A 13,315-nucleotide genomic window follows, 5' to 3' on the forward strand; every position below is an offset into this window, starting at 1 on the left:
GCATCTTCCGAAGGACACACCCACGCCATGACCATGACCGACACGCCCGTTCAGAGCCCTGCCCGGCAATCGCTGCCCGCCGAGGAGCGGTACGCCGCCGAACTCGCCTTCCTCGCCGCCCAGGACACCGGCCCCCGCCCGCCCGGCTGGGCGCTCACCCCGCGCGCCGTCGTCACCTTCGTGTGCGGCAGCGAGGGAGCGGAACTGGCCCTGCCGGGCCGCCGCCCCGCCGCCGGGCTCCCGGCCAAGCTGGCGATCGCCCCGAAGTTCGTCGGCGAACGCGCCCTGGTCGAGCGCTGCGTCGTCACGCTCGCCGGGGAGCGCGGCCTGCTGCTCACCGGCGAGCCCGGCACCGCGAAGTCGATGCTGTCCGAGCTGCTGGCCGCCGCCGTCTGCGGCACCAGCGCGCTCACCGTGCAGGGCACGGCCGGTACGACGGAGGACGCCTTCCGCTACGGCTGGAACTACGCCCTGCTGCTCGCCCAGGGCCCCACCTCCCAGGCGCTCGTCGACTCCCCGGTGCTCTCCGCCATGCGGACCGGGCGGGTGGTGCGGGTCGAGGAGATCACCCGCTGCCTGCCCGAGGTGCAGGACGCGCTGGTGTCGATCCTGTCCGACCGGCGGGTGAGCGTGCCCGAACTGACCACCACCGAGGACGCGGTGGTCTCCGCGGCCCCCGGGTTCACCGTCATCGCCACCGCCAACCTGCGGGACCGCGGGGTCTCCGAGATGTCCGCCGCCCTCAAGCGGCGCTTCAACTTCGAGACCGTGGCACCGATCGCCGACGCGGACGCCGAGGCCACGCTGATCCGCCGCCAGGCCGTGGCCGCGGTGCAGCGGGCGGGCGCGGCGTTCGCAGTGGACGACGCGGTGCTGGACGCGCTGGTCACGGTCTTCCGGGACCTGCGCTCGGGGCGCTCGGCGGAGGGCTGGGACGTGGAACGGCCCGGTACGGTCATGTCCACGGCCGAGGCGGTCCAGGTGGCGGCCTCGCTGGGCGTGGCCGCGGCGTACCTGCCGGGCGGCGACGTACTGGACCTGCTGCCGGGGCACCTGCTCGGCGTGGTCCGCAAGGACGACCCGGCCGACCACGGCCGCCTGCTCGGCTACTGGGACGGCCCGGTCCGCCGCCGCGCCGAAGACGGCTCGGCGATGTGGCGCCGCCTGTGGGACCTCCGCGGGAACCTCCGATGACGGCCTCCGGCGACCTCGCCGACCCCACCGGCCTCACGGCAGGCGCCGATCCGCGGGTCGCGGTGGACGGGCTCGCCGCGTCGCGGGCGCCGTACCTGCTGGGCGTACGGCACCACAGCCCCGCGCTGGCGGCGGTGGTGCCGGCGTTGCTGGACGCCGCGCAGGCGGAGGTGGTGTGCATCGAGCTGCCGACCGACTTCCAGCCGTGGCTGGAGCACTTGGCGGACCCCGAGACCGTCGCCCCGGTCGCCCTGGCGGGCACGGGCCGGGAGGGCGGGCTCGCGTTCTACCCGTTCGCGGACTTCTCCCCGGAGCTGGCGGCGATCCGCTGGGCGCGTGCCCGCGGGGTGGAGGTCCGCTGCTGCGACCTCCCCCTGACCGACCCCGGCTGGACCGCCCGGTCCGGGGACTCGGCCCCGACGGGCCGCAGCGCGTACGCGGACGCGCTGACCGCATCCGGCAGCGGGCGCGACGGCGACGACCTGTGGGACCGGGCCGTGGAGGTGCTGGCCCCCGGATGTACGCCGGAAGCCGTCCGGCGGGCCGCGCTGGGCGTGGGCTGGGCCCTGCGCCAGGACGGCCCGGTCCCCGCGACCGACCTCGCCCGCGAGGCCCATATGCGCGCCGTCCTCAACGCCGCCGCGTCCGGCGGCCGAAGGGTCGCAGCCCTCATCGGCGCCTTCCACGCCCCGGCACTCCTCGGCGCCGCCACCGACCCGCAGCTCGCCGCCGCGGCCGGCTCGGCCACAGCCCCGGCGGCCGTGGGCGCAGGCCGGGCTGACGGCCCGGCGGGTGCCGCGGTGCGGGCTGCGGATCAGGCGCGGGTGCCTGGGTCCCGTGCGGGCGCGGCTGCTGCCCCGGGGAGCCCGGTGTCCGGCGTGGTGGCACCTGGTACCGCCGCTTCGGCCGCACAGGCCCCCGCTTCCGCGGCGGGCGTCCGGGGAGCGGGCGAGGCCGGCGGGGCGGTGACGTCCCTCGTGCCCTACTCGTTCGATCTGCTCGACTCCCGCTCCGGATACCCCGCCGGGATCAGGGATCCGCTGTGGCAGCAGGAAGTGCTGCAGGCCGGCGGGGATGCCGTGCGGGTACGTGATGCCGCATCCGTCGCCGTCACCGGCATCTGCCGGGAGCTGCGCCGCGCCGGGCACACCGCCGGGACCGGCGAGGCCGCCGAGACGCTGCGGCTCGCCTGCGACCTGGCCGTCCTGCGCGGGCTGCCCGCCCCCGGCCGGGGCGAGCTCCTCGAAGCCATCACCACCGTGCTCGGCCAGGGTGAACTCCTCGGCCGGGGCCGGGCGTTGGCCAGGGCCCTGGAGGCCGTGCTCGTCGGCACCGGCCGCGGCCGGATCACCCCGCACGCCCCGCGCTCCGGACTCGGCCCCTCCGTCGAGGCCGAGCTCGCGGAGCTGCGGCTGCCCGGCCCCGAGGAGCCCGCCTCCCGCGAGGTGCGCCTCGACCCGCTCCGCTCCCCGCTCGACCGCCGCCGCGAGGTGCTGCTCCAGCGGCTGGCCGTCTGCGGGGCCGCGTACGGGGAGCCCCTCGACGTGGCCGCCACCGGCGACGGCACCGCCCTCGGCACCAAGTGGCGGCTGACCTGGACCCCTTCCGTCCCGGCCCGCCTCGACCTGGCCGGCGTCCGCGGCGTCACCGCAGCCCAGGCCGCCGCCGGGACGCTGCGCGACACCGCCCGGCGGGCCGCCGCCGAGGGCGGGCCGACCCCGGCCCGGATCCTCACCGGCCTGGCCGCCGCCGCGCGGTGCGACCTGCCCGAGCTGGTCGACGTACGGCTGGAGGAAGCCGCCGAGACCCTTCCGCAGACCGCGACCCTGCCGGAACTCCTGGAGTCGCTGGACCTCCTGGAGGGGCTCGCGCGCGGACACTTCCCCGGTACCTCCGACGGCTCCCGCGCCGCCGCGACCGCGCTCACCGGCCGGCTGCTCGAAGCCGCCGTACGGTCCCTGCCCGGCCTCGCCGGCAGCGAGGACCCCGCCGAGGCGCGCGCCCTCGTGGCCCTCGCCGACCGGGCCGCCGCCCTGCACCTGGGCCTGCGGATGGACGCCGCCCTGGCGGAACTGGCCGCCACCGCCTCCCCGTTGATGCAGGGCGCGGCACTGGCCGTACGGGTCCTGCTCGATCTGGACCCGGCTGCGGGTCTCGGCGACCGGGCCGCCGGGTGGATCGACGGCGCGGGCACCCCCGACGGCCGGCGCTCCCTCGCCCGCCGCCTCGGCGGCGTCCTGGCCGCCGCCGGACCGCTGCTCCAGTCCTCCGCGGCCGCCCTCACCCCGGTCCTGGACCGCATCGACGGTCTCGCCGACCAGGAGTTCCTGGACCGGCTCCCGGCGCTGCGCGGCGGGTTCGACGTACTCGCCCCGGCCGCCCGCGAGCGGCTGCTGGACACCGTCACCGAGCGGCTCGGCGACCGCCTCGACCTGTCGCTCGACGCGCCACCCGCGCTGCTCGCCCTGTGGGCCGCCGCGGACGCCGCCGGCGCCGCCGCGCTCAAGGCCCTCGACGGGCTGCCGATCGGGGGCACTGCGGCTCCCGGACCCGGACCCGCCCCCGGACCCGGCGCCGAGTCGGAGGCACCCGTACCGTCCGAACCAACCGCAACGCCCGTACCCGCGCCCCTGCGCGGCGACCCTCGGCTGGCCCCCGCCGACCGCTGGCGCCTGCTGCTCGGCCGCCAGCGGGACCGGCTCCCCGCCGGTGCCCGGCGCTACGCACAGGCCCTCGACGAGCTGTACGGGAACGGCCGCGGCGAAGGCTCCGCCGACCTCGAGGGCGGCCGGGGCAACGGCGGCGGCCAGGAGGCCTCCTTCCCCACGGCGCGTGAATGGTCGCAGGAGCTCGAAGCGCTCTTCGGCGCCGACGTACGCGAGGAGGTGCTCGCCGGCGCGGCCGACGCCGGCCGCGCCGACGTGCTGAGCCAGCTCGACCCGGCGGCCGTCCGCCCCTCGGTGGAACTCCTGAGTTCCGTGCTGTCGCTGGCCGGCGGTATGCCGGAGGCCCAACTCGCCCGGCTGCGGCCCCTGGTCAGGCGGCTGGTCGAGGAACTCGCCAAGGAGCTCGCCACCCGGCTGCGCCCGGCGCTCTCCGGCCTCGCCACCCCGCGCCCCACCCGCCGCCCCGGCGGCAGGCTCGACCTGGCCCGGACCCTGCGCGCCAACCTCGCCCACACCCGCCGCCTCGGAGACGGCCGGGTGGTCGTCGTCCCGGAACGGCCCGTGTTCAGCACCCGGGTCAGCCGCGAGGCCGACTGGCGGCTGATCCTGGTGGTCGACGTCTCCGGATCCATGGAGGCCTCGGTCATCTGGTCGGCCCTCACGGCCGCAGTCCTCGGCGGTGTGCCTACCCTGTCCACCCACTTCCTGGCCTTCTCCACGCAGGTCGTGGACCTCACCGACCGGGTCGAGGACCCGCTCTCGCTCCTGCTGGAGGTCCGCGTCGGGGGCGGTACGCACATCGCGGCGGGTCTGGCCCACGCCCGCTCCCTGATCACCGTGCCGAGCCGCACGCTCGTCGTCGTGGTCAGCGACTTCGAGGAGGGCGCGCCGATCGGGGGACTCCTGGGGGAGGTTCGCGCGCTGGCCGCGTCCGGAGCCCATCTGCTGGGCTGCGCCGCGCTCGACGACGCCGGCGCGCCCCGGTACTCGGTTCCCGTCGCCCGGCAGCTCGTCGCGGCCGGCATGCCGGTGGCCGCCCTCAGCCCGCTCGCCCTCGCCCGCTGGGTGGGCGACCGCCTCCGTGGAGAACCCCGTTGAGCAGTGAGTCGAGTACGGAGTGGAGTACCGAGTTGAACGCAGGCCCCCCGCAACTGCCGCCCGTGGCCCCCGAGGTCCTCGCCGAGGCCACCCTGAACCTCACCGCCCGGCTGCGCAAGAAGCTCGACGCCGCCATCGAGGGCTGCGCCGCGGGCGCGGCCCGGGGGGACGACGGGAGTGTGACCGTCCGCTTCGGGGAGGACGCGCTCGTCACCCTGCGGCCGGGCCCGGGCGGTACGGTCACGGCGGCCGAACAGGCCACCTGCACCTGCCTGCTGGCCCCGCGCTGCCTGCACCGGGCGGCAGTGCTGGGCGCAGCCCCCCTCGCCGACCCGGCGGACCCGCCCACACCGGACCCGGCAGACCCGCCCACACCGGACCCGGCAGACCTGCCCACACCGGACCCGGCAGACCCGCCCACACCGGACCCGGCCGCCGATCCGGCCGCCGGCGCCGGGCCGTACCCCGATGGCGGGTCCGGAGCCGGGACTGAACCCGGGGCCGTACCCGGGCCTGTGTCCGGGTCCGCTCCCGAGTTCGGCTCCGGGGCGACGCCCGCGACCGGTCCCGCGACCGGTCCCGCGCCCGGTCCCGCGCCCGGGACTGCGTCGGGATCCGCGTCCGGCCCCGCGTCCGGCCTCGGGTCCGAGCCCGCCCCCGAGGCCCTCACCGCCGCCCAGCTCCGCGCCGCCGCCGCGCTCTGGCGGGCCGCCGCCGAGGCGCTCGCCGCCGGTGTCACGGCCGGCGGCGCGGTGGTCCAGGCCGAGCTGCTGCGGGCCGCCCACACCGCACGCCTCGCCGGGCTGCCCCGGGCCGAGGCCGCTGCCCTGCGGGTCGTACGAGGCCTGCGCGCGGCCCGGGAGCGCAGCGCCGGGCACCGGCTCGCCGACCTCACCGGAGCCTTCCGCGAACTCCTCCACACCGCCGGACTGCTGGCGTCCGGTACGGCCGGCCCGGCGCTCACCGGTACCGCCCGCCGCGCCTACCGGCCGGGCGGCAGCCTGCGGGTGTACGGCTTGTGCCGGGAGCCGGTCCTGTCGGCGACCGGGTACGGGGGAGTGGCCACCCACCTGCTCGCCGAGGACGGCTCGCGCTACTCCGTCTCCGACGTCCGCCCCGGCGGCCTGGCCCGCGCCCGCGGCGCCGGATCCGCCTCCGTGGCGCTCGGCGGAGCCGCCCTCGACCATGCGGGCCTCGCGCGCGGGGGACTCCGTATCGCCGGGGCCACGGTCTCCGCCGACGGCCGCCTCGGCGCCGGACGCGGGGTCCACGGGACCCCGCTGCGCGGAGTTCCGTGGACCGAGGAGCCGGCCGCCGCGCTCTTCGCCCGCCCGGCGGCCGAGGCCGTGGCCGCCCAGCTCGCCGACCGGGACGCCGACCCGGACGGAGCCGAGCCCGCCCTGATCGGCTGCGAGGTCGCGGTCGTCGGGGCCGCCGGCGAGGACCTCCTGGTCCGCGAGGTACGAGCGGACGCGCCCCTGCTGCGGCTGCGCGCCGCCCACCCCCATCCGGAGCTGCCGCACACGGCCAACCTGCGCCGAATCGCCGCCCATCCGGGGCTGCTGCTCCGGGTCCTGGGACGCCCCGACCTGGACCGCGCCGCGACGCTGCGCCCGCTGGCCGTCGGGCCGGTCCCCGGCGCGCAGTACACGCTGCGCCTGCCCGAGGAATGGCTGGGCCGCGCAGACCTCGGGTACGACCTGCTCCAGGGCAGCCACTTCCCGCCCGGCGCGGCCGCTGCGCCGTCCGCCGGCGAAGGCCCGGACGTCCTGGCCGACTCACCGCTGTGGCGGGTACGCCGACTGCTCGAAAGCGGGGTCGCGGGCGGCCGCCGCGCCGTCGCCGAGGCGGCCCGCACCACCGGGCCCCTCACCGCGTACGGCCCCCTGCGCCGGGCGGGCTTCACCACGGCGGCGGAACTCGCCGCGACCCTCGCCGCCGAGGCGGACCGCCGCCCCCGCGACCCCTTCGGCCGCCTGGCGGACCCCTCCCCCGACGCCTACGCCCAAGCCTGGCTGGCCACCTCCACCCACCTGGCCGCAGCAGAACGCTCCCTGGTGGCCGCGTCCTGGTACTGGAGCCAGGGGGTGTCTCCTTGACCGGCGATGACGCGTCGCGTGGTGGATATCCCTGCTGGGGTGATCCGGCGCTCGGATCACTCGCAGGGGCGTTCGATAGGCTGGCCGCCATGACCGAACTCGGACCCGTCGCCTGGCCTCCTGCCCCGATAGGGACCGAACGGCTCGTGCTCCGGGAGTCCGAGGCCCGGGACCGCGCGGCGTTCATCGAGCTCTTCGCGTCGCCAGAGGTGGGCGCGTACCTCGGTGGCCCTCGACCGCGTGATGGGCTCGAACGTGCGGTGCCCGAGGTGCCCGGGCGGCGCCCTGGCCTCTTCGTGATCGATCTCGACGGAGCGATGATCGGCACGATCGCGCTCGATCGGCGCGACGCAGAGCGTCCGGGGCACCTCCGCCCGGATGCCGGGGAGGCCGAGCTCGGCTACATGTTCTTGCCGGAGGCGTGGGGACGCGGGTACGCCGCCGAGGCGTGCGCGGCGGCACTCGACTGGTTCGCCGGCGCGCTGCCCGGCGAGCCGGTGGTGCTCTGCACCCAGACCGCCAACGACCGCTCGATGCGCCTCGCGGCCAAGCTGGGGTTCACCGAAGTGGAGCGGTTCGAGGAGTTCGGCGCCGAGCAGTGGTTCGGCGTGTGGTCCTCGCTCACGCCGTCCCGTTGAGCCGGGCGTCGTATTCGTCGGTGAGGACGGTGCAGGTGCACCAGTCGCCCGTGCACGGGGTGCCGGCCTCGGCTCCGTAGGGGCCGAGGCCGGTCATGAGGGCGAGCACCTCGGCACGTTCCGACGTGGTGAGGGCGGGAAGCGCGGCGCTGGGCCGCAGGCGCCAGTTGTCCGGGATGTCATCGATATCGCCCATGACCTGTGCGTCGATGAATCGTGCCAGGCGGCCTTCCGGGGCAGGGCTGGGAGCGGCGTCATGAGGTGACCTCCTGGGGGAGCGTGTGGCCAGGGAGCCATGCGGCGAGCGTGGTGAAGTCTGCCGGGGTGAGGCCGAAGCGGGCGTCCACGCGGTGGAGCAGGGCCGGGGCCGGGTGGTGTGCGCGGACCCAGGTGCGGTCGGCGGGGGTGACCTCGTCGTCCACCCAGGCGAACGGGCGGCCGGCGGCGTAGTCGACCAGGGCGCGGGTCTTCCAGTGGGTTCGCTCGCGGTCGTCCTCCTCGGACGGGTCCGGCCAGGACACCACCGGCAGGTCCGGCAGGCCGATCCTGGGCGCGACCCATGCATTCGCGTCGGCCATCCAGGTCGTGGCCCAGACCAGTTCGCACGGCAGCGCCAGGAGGCGGGGCCCGAGGGCGGGATCGAGTCTGGCGAGGAGCGGGTTCGCGTCGGGCTGCGTTCCGTACGCCGGGTAGCCGTCCGGCAGCTCGTGGGAGGTGGCCCCGAACGGGATGAGCGGTCCGTCGACGTCGAGGAAGAGGAGGGGGCGCTGGACTGGGCTGGTCATGGCGGCACCGTAGCCCCCGGTGTGGAACCGCGGGCGGTGTGATCTCCTCTCCATGGGCAAGGGGGGCGATCGTGACCATGACGAGGACAGCTGTGTCCGGGACGGCCGTGAGAGCGGCGGTGGTGGGGCTCATGTGCGCCGTGCTGGCGGCATGCGGCACGCGGCACGCGGGCGGGGAAGCCACCGAGCCGCCCGCCCCTGCCGCGCCGGTGAAGGAGACCTGCGGCCTCGACCGGACGACGGGCGGCGGCGGTACGGGGCTGCCCGATCCGCCGACGGAGGAGGAAACGGGCGGCGGGTACGCCGGGCCGCCCACCGACCAGGAGACGGGGAGTTACGCCGGGCCGCCCACCGATCAGGAGACGGGTGGGTACGCGGGGCCGCCCACCGACCAGGAGACGGGGAGTTACGCCGGGCCGCCCACCGATCAGGAGACGGGTGGGTACGCGGGGCCGCCCACGGATCAGGAGACGGGTGGGTACGCGGGGCCGCCCACGGATCAGGAGACGGGTGGGTACGCGGGGCCGCCCACCGATCAGGAGAGCGGCGGGTATGCCGGGCCGCCCACCGACGGGGACATCACCAATGGCGCCGGGCCCTGTGGCGGGGCCGGGTGGTTCGACATGACCCGGGACTTCAACGCCTACTACGCCCAGCGGCGCACCAGGGCCGACAAGTTCCTGCCCGAGCAGGCCGTCAGCGAGGCCCGGGTGCGCAAGGGACGGGATTCCGGGGAGGCGATCGTGACCTTTGCGACCGGATCCGTGGGCAAGGGCGTCGGGGAGGACGGCCGTCGGGTGGCGGACGTGTTCGTGTCCTGGCGGCAGCAGGTGTACCAGGACCACGGCAGCTTGTCCGTCCGGACGCGCGACGGGGACGTCGTGGCCACCTCGGCATGGTGATGCGTGCTCACACCCCCTGGGCGTCCCAGAACGCGCAGTGGTGTTCCGCCGGGCCGTTCACCGCGTGGATCCCGCCCGGGCCCGGCGCCAGCGACAGTACGGAATCGGCCGAGCCGAACCGCGGCCAGGCCGGGGGAGCGCCCGTACGGGCGAATGCCGTCCAGTCGGCGGTCATCCGCTCCGACAGCGCGCGCTGCGGAGCGGTCAGGGCGGCATCCATCGTGAACAGGTAGGGCAGTTCCAAGCCGTGCGAGGCGCCGTACGGGAAACCCGGCACCTCCGGCAGGCCGGTGAAGTTCGGCGCGTCCCGGTCGCTGAACCGGTACGCGTACACCGGCACGTGCCGGGCCATCGCCCGGCCGTCCCGCAGCGCCGGGCAGATGAACGAGGCGTCGGAGAGTACGGCGGCGAAGGCCAGTGCCGGGGTCGGGTACGCCGCCACCGGGTACCGCGCCTCGACGGCCGGGACGGCCGCGGCGCCGAACGACTGTTCCACCCGGGCCCGGTAGGCGCCCGCGTCGGGGATGGGGAACGCCGCCAGGCCCTGCGCCAGGAAGATCCGCATCTCGTCCCGGTTGACGCCCTCGATCACCGGCACCCGGTGGAAGCGGCCGCCCTCCAGGGCCCGCCGGGGTTCCTCGGGCAGCACGCGGTTGCGGTTGCCGTAGGAGACGAGCGAGAACCGCATCATCAGCTCCGGCGTCGCGAGCGCCGCCGCGTCCTTCCCGCGCAGGCACTCCAGTACCGCGCCCGACTCCGGCCGGTCGCAGCCGAGCCCGGCCGCCGCCGTGACCCCGTCCGCGACGGTGCGCTGCTCGGGCACGAAGGGCTCGTACCGGCCCAGTGTGGGCAGCAGCGAGCGGGGCGGCATGGTGGTCGAGCAGGAGCCGCTCTGCAGGATCGCCCGCTGGAACAGGCCGGCCGAGGCCGGCGAGGTCAGGTGCGCGCAGATGCTGAGCGCGCCCGCCGACTCGCCGAAGAGGGTCACGTCGGACGGGTCGCCGCCGAACCGGGCGGCGTTGGACCGCACCCAGCGCAGCGCCGCCTGCTGGTCGGCGATGGCGAAGTCCGGGGCGCCGCCGAGCGCCGGATGCCCGAAGAGGCCGAAGACGCCGAGCCGGTAGTTGACGGTGACGACCACGGCACCGCCCTGGACGGCCGGCCGGTCCGCCCGGTAGAGGTCACCGGCTCCGTTGACGAAGCCGCCGCCGTGGAACCAGACCATGACCGGCCGCCCCCGCCCGCCCGAGGCCGACAGCGAAGGCGAAGGCGAAGGCGTGGTGACGTTCAGGTACAGGCAGTCCTCGGAGCCGCTCGGCCCGCCCGGCCCCACCGCCGGAAGCTGCACACAGCGCGCCCCCGGCGCCCCGGCGTCGCGTACGCCCGCCCAGCGCGCCGCGGGCTGCGGAAGGCGCCAGCGCAGCGGGCCGGTCGGCGGGGCCGCGTACGGGATTCCCTCGAAGGTCCGGTACGTGCCGTGCGCCGTGCCCCGTACCGGCCCCCGGTCGGACTGCACGACGGGCCGGTCCTCGGGGGGCGCGCCCGACGCGCCCGACGCGCCCGACGCGCCCGACGAGGACGCCGCGGACGCCGGTCCGGCCCCGGCGGCGAGCATGAGCAGGGCGCACCACACGGCGCTCCAGCGTCGTACGAAGCGGGCACGGGACACCATCGACCGCCCTTCGTCGTCAGTCTCTGTCCTCATACGTACCCCGGATGGCGCTATCCGCGCTGCACGACGCCTCGTACGTACGCGGCCTGGCCGGCGTGCTGGAGGTCGTCGGAGAGGATGCTCACCAGCCGTACCCCCAAGGTGACCGGCGGGTCCCAGCCCGTGTCGACCACGCGGTCCAGATCGGTGGCGGAGAGCCCCCGGACGAAGTCGGCGGTCCGCTCGTGGACGGCGTCGAAGTAACCGAGCAGCAGCTCGTCCGACTCGACCAGGACCGTCCCGACCTGTTTGGCCGTGTGCCCGTAACCGGTGGCCTCGGCGGGCAGCGGCAGGGCGAACCGGGTGAACCATCCCTGCTCCGTCCAGACCTGCTCCAGGCCCGACGCGTCCGCCATGTGGTCGTCCTGCACCCGGGTCAGGTGCCACACCAGCCAGGCGATCGAGTTCGCCTTCGGGTCGATGCGTACGTTCAGCTCCTCGGCCGAGAGCCCTTCGACCACCTCGTGCACCACCTCGTGGATGCGCCCGTACGCATCGGCCAGTGCCTCCGTAGCCTTCATGTACCGCCTCCTGGCGTGGCGTCATGTCGCCTGACGTACGACATCGGCCGGTGCCCCGTGGCGACCGGCCGATGGGTGAACCGGCGCGGGGCTACATGGGATCCATGCCCCGGTCGTCGATCTTGTCTTCCTTCTCGCTCTGCTCCTGGAGCCGGCGGGCCTTCTCCTGGAGCCTTCGGCGCTCTTCCGGATCGCCGGAGCGTTCGGCCGCCGTGTTCAGCTCCTGCGCCTTCTCGCGCAACTGCCGGACCCGGCCACGGGCTTCGCTTGCGCTCATGATCACTCCTCGGGTGTGGGGGGTAAGGAGGCCGGATTCAGCGAACCAGCAGCGCCGCGCGGGCGCATCTCGAACCCACGCCTGCGGCGACCGGCCGGGAGGGCGGCTCCCCCGTTTGCCCGCCCCGAATGGCGCAGCGGAGCAGGGTGCCGGTGAATGGTGACCGAGCGTGCGCTTCCCATGACGCACGTTGACCGGCGTGCGATGTGTAGACCCGCGCGTCGGCGAACGGAGCTTTCCATGAACGACCCCATCACGCTCGCGGCGACGCAGGACGACGCCCCCCGCGAGCTCCCCGACCCTGATCCCGCCCCCGAACCCACCGGCGCGACGCCCCCGACGCCCCCGGCGGCCCCGCCGACTACCGCGCCCATACGCACCTTGCTGGAGACGGCAGGCACCTGCCGGCCCCTCGAGGAAGTGGCCGAACTGGTGAGCCTCCTGGAGGAGACCGGTCAGAGCCCCGGCCACGGCCACCAGACGCTGCGGGCGGCCGCCGTCGGACGCCCGGTCCAGGACGTCGCCCTGCTGGTCGGCATCCTCGGGACGGACGAGGGCCGCGAACCGCCCTCGGATCCCGCCCCGACCGCCCAGAGCCCCGAGCCCGTGCACCCCGGCCCGGCCGCCGGGCCCCCGGAGCCCGTCCCGCCCGTCCCGCCCGTCCCGCCCGTCCCGTCCGTCCCGGTAGTCCCGGTAGTCCCGGTAGTCCCGTCCGTCCCGTCCGTCCCGTCCGTCCCGTCCGTCCCGTCCGTGCACCCGGCCCAGCTGCCGCACACGAGCCGGCCCGTCCGGCCGCCCACCGTCCCCGCCGGACCACCGGCACGGGACGGGCAGCGGTACGCGCAACGGCACGAGCCGCCGGAGGAAGAGCCGTTCGACGACCCCTACGAGGACGAGCAGTACGAGTCGCTCGCGGAGTACCGCCGCAAGTACGGGCGCGGCCCGAACGGCAACCCGGCCGCAGTCCCCGCCCCCTCCGGCCCGCTGCGCCACCTGCTGCGCTGGCCCGTGGCGGCGGCCCTGCTGGTCTGCGGGGCCCTGCACCTGCCGAGTGACGTGACGACGCTGTCGACCGAGACCCCGACCGCGTTCCTTCCGCTCCTCGCCACCGTGCTGTGCCTCGGACTCGGCGCGCTGATCGCGGTGCGCGACAGCGCCGGAGCGTGGCGGGCCGCTGCCGTGGCCGCCGTCGCCGTCGTCGCCCTGCACGTGGTCGGCGGACTCGCGGCCTTCGACCCGCTGGAGGGTGCGGTGAGCGCCTCCCGGGCCTGGGCGGGCGTCACGGCGGTGTTCTGCGCCGCGGCCGCCGCGGTCCTGGCGGGCCTGGCGCTCGGCAACCGGTCGCCCCGGGCCCGGGCGGGCGCCGGCGGCTGACCGCGCGACGGGGGCGGGTCCGGCACGTGTCGCCGGTCCCGCCCCCCGTG

Annotated in this window: 11 protein-coding genes; 6 read left to right on the forward strand and 5 right to left on the reverse strand. The window is 76.3% G+C overall.

Going from position 1 to position 13,315, the window contains the following annotated elements:
- The first annotated feature begins 27 nt into the window (after positions 1-27).
- From ACIQU4_RS07045 to ACIQU4_RS07060, 4 genes are all read left to right on the forward strand, one after another.
- Positions 28-1,194 (forward strand): AAA family ATPase, encoded by a 1,167-nt coding sequence (locus tag ACIQU4_RS07045; protein ID WP_403726878.1) that lies wholly within the window; start codon positions 28-30, stop codon positions 1,192-1,194.
- On the forward strand, positions 1,191-4,958 hold the full coding sequence (locus ACIQU4_RS07050; protein WP_403726880.1) for a DUF5682 family protein: 3,768 nt from the start codon (positions 1,191-1,193) through the stop codon (positions 4,956-4,958). The genes ACIQU4_RS07045 and ACIQU4_RS07050 overlap by 4 nt, the downstream gene beginning before the upstream one ends.
- A 32-nt stretch (positions 4,959-4,990) precedes the next feature.
- Entirely contained in the window at positions 4,991-7,057 is a 2,067-nt protein-coding gene (locus ACIQU4_RS07055; RefSeq protein ID WP_403726883.1) for a hypothetical protein, read from the forward strand.
- 89 nt (positions 7,058-7,146) lie between these two features.
- Entirely contained in the window at positions 7,147-7,695 is a 549-nt protein-coding gene (locus ACIQU4_RS07060) for a GNAT family N-acetyltransferase (RefSeq protein ID WP_403726886.1), read from the forward strand.
- Here the strand turns inward: ACIQU4_RS07060 and ACIQU4_RS07065 are convergent.
- Entirely contained in the window at positions 7,679-7,891 is a 213-nt protein-coding gene (locus tag ACIQU4_RS07065; RefSeq protein ID WP_403726889.1) for a hypothetical protein, read from the reverse strand. The two genes, ACIQU4_RS07060 and ACIQU4_RS07065, sit on opposite strands and share 17 nt — an antisense overlap.
- Positions 7,892-7,949: 58 nt before the next feature.
- Positions 7,950-8,480, reverse strand: a complete 531-nt coding sequence (locus ACIQU4_RS07070; protein ID WP_403726890.1) for a hypothetical protein — start codon at positions 8,478-8,480, stop codon at positions 7,950-7,952.
- Between the two features lie 77 nt (positions 8,481-8,557).
- Here ACIQU4_RS07070 and ACIQU4_RS07075 point away from each other — a divergent pair, with 77 nt between their 5' ends.
- Complete coding sequence (locus ACIQU4_RS07075) at positions 8,558-9,382, forward strand: hypothetical protein (RefSeq protein ID WP_403726892.1); 825 nt, start codon at positions 8,558-8,560, stop codon at positions 9,380-9,382.
- Between the two features lie 7 nt (positions 9,383-9,389).
- On the opposite strand, the gene ACIQU4_RS07080 is transcribed toward ACIQU4_RS07075, so the two are convergent.
- The 3 genes from ACIQU4_RS07080 to ACIQU4_RS07090 form a co-directional block, all read right to left on the reverse strand.
- On the reverse strand, positions 9,390-11,087 hold the full coding sequence (locus ACIQU4_RS07080; RefSeq protein WP_403726895.1) for a carboxylesterase/lipase family protein: 1,698 nt from the start codon (positions 11,085-11,087) through the stop codon (positions 9,390-9,392).
- A 17-nt stretch (positions 11,088-11,104) separates the two neighbouring features.
- Positions 11,105-11,614 carry a DinB family protein gene (locus tag ACIQU4_RS07085; RefSeq protein WP_403726897.1) on the reverse strand — a complete coding sequence of 170 codons (510 nt, stop codon included), beginning with the start codon at positions 11,612-11,614 and terminating at the stop codon, positions 11,105-11,107.
- Positions 11,615-11,705: 91 nt separating this feature from the next.
- The gene (locus ACIQU4_RS07090) at positions 11,706-11,891 is read right to left on the reverse strand and encodes a DUF6381 family protein (RefSeq protein ID WP_403726899.1); all 186 of its coding nucleotides are present in this window, start codon (positions 11,889-11,891) and stop codon (positions 11,706-11,708) included.
- A gap of 240 nt (positions 11,892-12,131) precedes the next feature.
- Here ACIQU4_RS07090 and ACIQU4_RS07095 point away from each other — a divergent pair, with 240 nt between their 5' ends.
- A complete protein-coding gene (locus ACIQU4_RS07095) occupies positions 12,132-13,265 on the forward strand; it encodes a hypothetical protein (protein WP_403726902.1) in 1,134 nt (377 codons plus the stop codon).
- Positions 13,266-13,315 lie beyond the last annotated feature (50 nt).

The organism is Streptomyces sp. NPDC090741 (assembly GCF_044769045.1).
Taxonomy (GTDB): domain Bacteria; phylum Actinomycetota; class Actinomycetes; order Streptomycetales; family Streptomycetaceae; genus Streptomyces.

Coding starts and splice junctions, on each gene's coding strand:
- ACIQU4_RS07045 (WP_403726878.1), top strand. CDS start 28: ATGACCATGACCGACACGCCCGTTCAGAGCCCTGCCCGGCAATCGCTG.
- ACIQU4_RS07050 (WP_403726880.1), top strand. CDS start 1,191: ATGACGGCCTCCGGCGACCTCGCCGACCCCACCGGCCTCACGGCAGGC.
- ACIQU4_RS07060 (WP_403726886.1), top strand. CDS start 7,147: ATGACCGAACTCGGACCCGTCGCCTGGCCTCCTGCCCCGATAGGGACC.
- ACIQU4_RS07065 (WP_403726889.1), bottom strand. CDS start 7,891: ATGGGCGATATCGATGACATCCCGGACAACTGGCGCCTGCGGCCCAGC.
- ACIQU4_RS07070 (WP_403726890.1), bottom strand. CDS start 8,480: ATGACCAGCCCAGTCCAGCGCCCCCTCCTCTTCCTCGACGTCGACGGA.
- ACIQU4_RS07075 (WP_403726892.1), top strand. CDS start 8,558: ATGACGAGGACAGCTGTGTCCGGGACGGCCGTGAGAGCGGCGGTGGTG.
- ACIQU4_RS07080 (WP_403726895.1), bottom strand. CDS start 11,087: ATGAGGACAGAGACTGACGACGAAGGGCGGTCGATGGTGTCCCGTGCC.
- ACIQU4_RS07085 (WP_403726897.1), bottom strand. CDS start 11,614: ATGAAGGCTACGGAGGCACTGGCCGATGCGTACGGGCGCATCCACGAG.
- ACIQU4_RS07090 (WP_403726899.1), bottom strand. CDS start 11,891: ATGAGCGCAAGCGAAGCCCGTGGCCGGGTCCGGCAGTTGCGCGAGAAG.
- ACIQU4_RS07095 (WP_403726902.1), top strand. CDS start 12,132: ATGAACGACCCCATCACGCTCGCGGCGACGCAGGACGACGCCCCCCGC.